Here is a 5,991-nt window from a genome sequence, read left to right on the forward strand (position 1 = left end):
GTCCCGGCCGGGTCCCGCGTCACCACCGTCGCCCTGCGGGCCGGCTCCCGCGTCGACCAGGTGAGCCTCACCGTCGCGGGCGGCGCCACCCTCACCCACGGCGGCAGCGGCGGCGCCGCCGCCTCCCTGACGCTGGGCGGCGACGAGTACCTCACCACCGCCTACCTGTGCCAGGCCCAGAAGGACGGCCACACCCGGATCTTCTACACCAGGTTCACCACCAACCTCGGCCGCAGTCTGTCCGGCGGGACCACCACGTCCGACTGCGTGACGCGCACCGCGCCGTCCGGATGGCAGATAGCCGGGTTCCACGGACGGTCCGGGAACGAGATCGACAAGCTCGGATTCGTCTACACCCGGCGTTGAGCCGACGGTCGACGGCCCGCGGGCATGCCCGACGGGGCGGAAGACCGCTGCAGCGTCTGCCGATCGGCGGCTCCGATCGGCAGACCGCGCACGGCGGGACGAGGCCGACCGTGCGGGGCGTCGGGAACGGCGCCCGCCACGACCCCGGCCTCAACCCGGTCGGATCTCAGCCGAGTCGGGCCTCAGTTCGACCGGGTCTCCAGCCGAGTCGGGGCCTCAGTCCAGCCGGGCTCATCCGAGTCTGACCTCAGTTCAGTCGCGTCTCAGCCGAGTCGGGCGAGTCGGCGCAGCAGCGCGCCGCGGCCCCGGTCCGGGACCGTCCACAGGGTCTGGCCGCGAACGCCCCAGCGTTCCAGCAGCGCGTTGGCGGCGAGGAAGCCGCTCGTGGCGGCGCGCTCCATGAGCGCCACCGGCAGTTCCGTGCGCACGAGGTCGCCTGCCACCACCAGACCCGGGTCGCAGGTGCGCACGGTGGGCCGGTCGTCGTAGCCGTCCACCGGGAACAGGGGGCAGTCGGAACGCCACTCGTGCCGTTCGTCGACCACCCTCGCCGCCCTCGTCTCCGGATACACCCGGTGCAGTTGCTCCACCAGCCGCTTCTGCTCCACGTCGTGGGCCGGGCGGTCGGGCAGGGCGTAGGCGTGCAGTTCGACGACCGAGCCGCCGGTGCGGGAGCTCCAGCGGGCGGCCTCGCCCTCCCAGCGTTCCAGCACGCTGACGTTGTCGAGGCTCCCGTAGCCGCTGGTCCCGAGGAAACCCGGGCGGTAGGCGGCGACCGGGCGGTCCAGCCACAGGCGTGAGACGAGGAAGGGCGGCGCGTTGCGCAGCCTGGCGGTCCGCTCACGCCAGTCGGCGTCCGCCAGTCGTGGGGAGCGTGCGACGAGGGACCGCAGACCTGCCGCGTCCAGGGCGAGGACGGTGGCGTCGTAGCGCTGCTGCCCGGCGTCGGCGGCGACGAGGAAACCGCCGTCCGCGGTCGGCTCGACGGCCTCGACGGGGACGCCGGTGCGCAGGTCGACGCCGTGGCCGCGCAGATAGCCGGCGAGGGGATCCCAGAGAGCCGCGGGGAAGGGCTCGTCCGGCACGTCGAACAGCAGCCCCTCGGACGAGCCGAGGAAGTAGATGTGGAACATCAGCACCATCTCCGCGGCGGAGAGATGGCGGGGGTCGGCGAAGAAGCTCCGGGAGAAGACCTCGAACGCCAGGTGGTGGGCGGCCTCGGGAAAGCGGATCGACCGGAGGAAGTCGTGCGCGCTGACGCCGTCGAGCCGCGCGTAGACCTCGGGGACGCGCACGTCCAGGAGGGGCAGTGCGGCGACGGGGTTCATGCGGGCCAGGTCGCGCAGTCCGAAGGTCGGGCTGAGCGCCACGAATCCGAGAGCGCTCCAGGGCGGGGTGCGCGGGACGTGCCGGAAGCTGTCGCGCATGCCGCTGCCGTGCCGCAGGGGGTAGTCGGGCAGCCCGCGCAGACGCTGCAGCCCGGGATCGGTGCGGCGCAGCAGTCCGCGCAGGTTGTAGTACTGGCGGAAGAACGCGTGGAAGCCCCGGCTCATGGTGACTTCGCTGCCGTCGGCGAGGACGGTCGGCCCGCCGGCGAGGCGCCCTCCGAGAGCGTCCTCCCGTTCGTAGAGCGTGACCCGCACCCCCCGTTCGGCCAGCGCCGTCGCGGCGGCCAGTCCGGCGATGCCGCCGCCCACGACCGCGGTCGTCATGGGACGGTCGCCGGTGAGGCGGGGTGCGCCCGGCGCGGGGAGCAGGGTGCGGGCACGCCTGTCCCTGCCGCGCCGGGCCGCGGCCGATCGCGGGGTGCGGGTCATCGGGCGTTGCCCACGACGGCGTGCGGGCGGGCTGCGACGACGGTGTGGGTGACGCCGGTCTGCCAGCCCGGCAGGGGCAGCACTCGCACATCGCGCAGGCCCGCCGCGCGGACCCGGGCGGCGAAACGGTCCGCGGTGTCGAACTCCACGACGCTGCGCCACAGATGACGGTAGAGGTCGCCGTCGCCGAGCACGGTGGCGACGGGCAGGACGAGGCCGCGGCACACTGCCGTCCACACCGCGCGGTGAGCGGTCCGGCCGCTCAGGGCGTACTCGTGGACCGCCAGCCGGCCCCCTGGCGCGAGCACGTCGTACACCGCCGAGAGGACGGCGTCGGGATCCGTGACATTACGGAAGAGATAGGCGGCGAAGACCGCGTCGAAGGGGCCGTGCACGCCTGCCTCGGCCAGCCGCTCGGCGGGAGCCCGCACAAAGGTCACCCCGCTGCGCCACGGTTTGCCGGCGGCGCGCTCCAGCATGCCGGCCGACGCGTCCACGGCGGTGATGTCGGCGCCGGGGAGCACGGCTGCCAGGGCGGCCGTCGAGGCGCCCGTGCCGCAGCCGAGGTCCAGTACGCGAAGCCCGGCGCCGCCGTGGGGCAGGCCGAGGCGGCGTGCCGAGCGACGCAGGTGGCCGTGGTAGCCGGGGTTGGCGGCGACCAGGGCGTCGTAGCTGCGGGAAGCGTGGTCGAACGCGGCGGCCAGCTCCTCGTCGCGCAGCAGGGTCATACGGTCTCCTCGGTGGGTGCGCGGGACTGCTCGGGCCCGGGTCACGGTGTGCGACGGGGCGTGCGGGGAAGCCAGGGGAGCTCGGCCGCGCTGCGGAGCATCGGCCAGACGGGTGTGCGGATGCCGACGGAGAGGTCCTCGTGCAGCCCGGTCTCGCCGTCGAGGAAGCGCAGCAGCCGTCGCATCGGCACCTGGGCGAAGAGCCGGGCGAAGAACGCGGCGCCGTCGACGCGGCCGCTGTCCAGGGCCCTCAGCATCACCGCGTCCATGGCGCGCGAGCGGGCCGAGTGGGCGGGCGGGGGCAGCGGGTGGCGCCCCGCGTGCAGCGCGGCGGCGACGGCCCGCGTCTGACGCTGGACGGCGGAGAACGTGTATCCCGTGGACGGCCGCGTGGCTCCGCCCGCTGCGCCGATGCGGAAGACCGACGGCGCGGCCCGGCGGGCGAAGCGGGCGTCGGTCATGGGGATGACGCCGGTCTCGGTCGCGGTGACCTCGAAGCCGCCGAGGCGCAGCACGTCGTCGGTGTAGTGGCGCAGTGCCTCGTCGTAGGCGTGTCGTGGGAGGACGGCGGACGAGAACCGGGTGTACTCCACGAGGGCCCGGTGTCGGTCCATGGGCAGGAGGTAGCCGAAGGCGAGTCCCTGCGGGGGCTGCGGCACCCGGAAGTCCATGAGCATCGCCGTGCCGGGGTCGAACGCCGGGCGGTCGGTGCGGACGAACCAGCCGCGGAAGTGCTGCAGCAGCGTGGTGCGGGCCGCCGGGAGGCGGGCGAGCGGCCGGGAGTCGAACACCCAGCGGGCGTGGACGGTGACGGGGCGGCCGTCGTGGGTGCGCGCGAGGATCTCGGCTCCGTCGGCGCCGCCGCGCACCGTCTCGACGGCCGCCTCCAGTCGTCGGACGTCGTCGCTGTGGGCCAGGGCCCGGCCGACGTGGCGCTCGAAGTCGTCGGAGCGGAGCATCTTGTAGCGGAGCGGGGCGATGTCGTCCTCGGACGATCGGCCGGTGGGGCCGTGAACGCGCAACCGCCGCCATTCGGCGGTCACGGCGTCGTCGTAGCGCCCGTCCCCCGCTTCCCAGAAGCACCAGGTGCGATGCGGCGGACGGAGGGGGCCGGGCGGGGCGTCCAGCAGCACGGTGGCCACCCGGCGTCCCCGCAGGTCCGGGGCGGGGTGCGAGTCCGGGTGCGGGTGCGCGTTCGGCTGCGGTCCCGGGTCCGGGTGCGAGAGGCGGTGGGCGAGGGAGAGTCCGGCCGCTCCCGCGCCCAGGATGGCCACCTCCGCGTGCGGCACGAGTCGCTCCCTCCGTCCGGCGCTCCCACCACGGCGCGTCCGCGGCCGATGGCCTGTCCGAAGCATTCACCTTCACAGGCCCGGACGGATGCAGGCCCCGCCGGGTTGTCGGCCGTGTGGGCCCGCCCCCGACCCGACGGCGGACCATCGACACGGAACAGGACCATGGACACGGAACCTACGAGCCGGAACACGGAAGACGGGGGCCGGGAGACGGCGGCCGCGAGACGGGGCCAGGGGCAGGGCGGGGGCAGCACGACGGTGGGCTCCGAGGCAGGTCGCGGCGCGGGCGGCGGCTCAGGGGCCCGGCCTGCGCCGCCGCCCCGGCGGTGGGCGGGTGAGGCGTAGGCGCACGGCCTCGGGCGCACCGAGCAGGGCACGCCACGCGCGTCGGCACGCGCCCCGGAGGGAGCGGGCGGGCGGCGGAACCGGTGACGGGGGCGGCGGCAGGGGCGGTGGGCGAGTGCGTCGGCGATCCGCGTCCAGGTGGGCCCGCACGGCCGCCCACACCCGCGCGGGCGGCGGGTGGAGCGTCTCACCCGGCCGGTGGCGGCGGCCTGCCGCGGCGGCGCGTTCGTAGGCGGTGAGCCGTTCGCGGCAGGTCAGGCACAGACCCAGGTGCCGCACGGCGTCGGCGTCCCAGGCCGCCCGGCCGCCGTCCAGGGCGTGAGCGGCCAGTTCGGCGGAGGGGATATGGGGCAGCGCCCGCCACTCGGCCACGTCTGCGCCTCCTTCCTGCGGCCGCTCTCCGGTCGCCTCGTCACCTCTACCGGGGGACGGGGCACGGCGGATGCAACGCCGGTACGTCCGCGGGGCGGCAGCCGGCCGGCCGCAGGTGTTCCCGCGGGGGCGGCACAGAGGCCGCCCGGCCGGTCGCGTCGCTTCTGCGTCGGATCACTCGGCGTGGTCGGGGGCCCCGCCCTCCCGCAGGCAGCGGCTGAGCCGGTGCAGACCGCGCCTGGCGTGGCTCTTGACCGTGCCCAGGGGCCAGCCGGTGAGCGCGGCGATCTGCGGCTGCGTCAGGTCGTCGTAGAAGGCGAGCGTGAGCACGCGCCGCTGGGCGGCGGGCAGCCTGGCGAGCTCGCTGCCGACGAGCACCCGGTCGAGCACGGCCTCGGGCTGTGCCTCTTGGTCCACGGACCCGACCGACATGCGCGCACCGGCGGCGGCCACCAGCTCGGCGCGTCGCGTGCGGGCCGACAGCGCGTCGGCGATCTTACGGCGGGTGATCCCGACCAGCCACGCGCCCAACGCGCCCCGCTCCGGGGCGAACCCGGCACGTCCCCGCCAGGCGGCCAGGAACACCGTCTGGGTGACGTCCTCCGACTCCCGGGCGTCGGCGAGGGAGCGCAGCGCGAGGGTGTGCACCAGCGCGCCCCACCGGTGGTAGACGGCGGCCAGACAGGCTTCGTCACCGGCGACGAAGCCCGCCGCGAGCTCCTCGTCGGCCAGGGAGTCCTCCGTCGGAGCCCGCAGCGGGGCGCTGCCGACTGTCTGCTCGGTGCCTGGGCGTGCAGTCATGACGCTGCTCCTCGTGCGGGCGGTGACCATGCCGTCGCGAGCGGATGCGAGACCGGGATCCCCTGGCGGGCCCGTGCCGACGCCTCCGTCACGGACGGCTGTCGCGGTCCCCTCACCTTGCGAAGCGCGTGACCGACGCCACAACTCGCGTCGTCTGTGCATCGCTTTGAGCCGACGTTTCCGGATGTGCGGCGCCGTGGGTCGCCCTTTCGGACGAGAACCGATCGCACGTTCTCCCCCGATGGCGCATCCGTGACGGCCCCGGCCGCG

At 75.2% G+C, this 5,991-nt stretch carries 6 protein-coding genes; 1 reads left to right on the forward strand and 5 read right to left on the reverse strand.

Annotated features, from left to right (window positions below):
- Positions 1 to 366, forward strand: a 366-nt coding sequence (locus ABT300_RS40365) for a jacalin-like lectin (RefSeq protein ID WP_351687066.1), incomplete at its 5' end; no start/stop codon positions are given.
- 263 nt (positions 367 to 629) lie between these two features.
- Here the strand turns inward: ABT300_RS40365 and ABT300_RS40370 are convergent.
- From ABT300_RS40370 to ABT300_RS40390, 5 genes are all read right to left on the reverse strand, one after another.
- Positions 630 to 2,183 (reverse strand): FAD-dependent oxidoreductase, encoded by a 1,554-nt coding sequence (locus ABT300_RS40370; RefSeq protein WP_351687069.1) that lies wholly within the window; start codon positions 2,181 to 2,183, stop codon positions 630 to 632.
- Positions 2,180 to 2,911, reverse strand: a complete 732-nt coding sequence (locus ABT300_RS40375; RefSeq protein ID WP_351687072.1) for a class I SAM-dependent methyltransferase — start codon at positions 2,909 to 2,911, stop codon at positions 2,180 to 2,182. Before ABT300_RS40375 ends, ABT300_RS40370 begins: the two co-directional genes overlap by 4 nt.
- A 41-nt stretch (positions 2,912 to 2,952) precedes the next feature.
- Complete coding sequence (locus ABT300_RS40380) at positions 2,953 to 4,200, reverse strand: lycopene cyclase family protein (protein WP_351687075.1); 1,248 nt, start codon at positions 4,198 to 4,200, stop codon at positions 2,953 to 2,955.
- 297 nt (positions 4,201 to 4,497) lie between these two features.
- The gene (locus ABT300_RS40385) at positions 4,498 to 4,920 is read right to left on the reverse strand and encodes a hypothetical protein (protein ID WP_351687078.1); all 423 of its coding nucleotides are present in this window, start codon (positions 4,918 to 4,920) and stop codon (positions 4,498 to 4,500) included.
- Between the two features lie 174 nt (positions 4,921 to 5,094).
- Positions 5,095 to 5,721 (reverse strand): sigma-70 family RNA polymerase sigma factor, encoded by a 627-nt coding sequence (locus ABT300_RS40390; protein ID WP_351687081.1) that lies wholly within the window; start codon positions 5,719 to 5,721, stop codon positions 5,095 to 5,097.
- Between the last annotated feature and the right edge of the window lie 270 nt (positions 5,722 to 5,991).

The organism is Streptomyces sp. NPDC001027 (genome assembly GCF_040299045.1).
Lineage (GTDB): Bacteria > Actinomycetota > Actinomycetes > Streptomycetales > Streptomycetaceae > Streptomyces.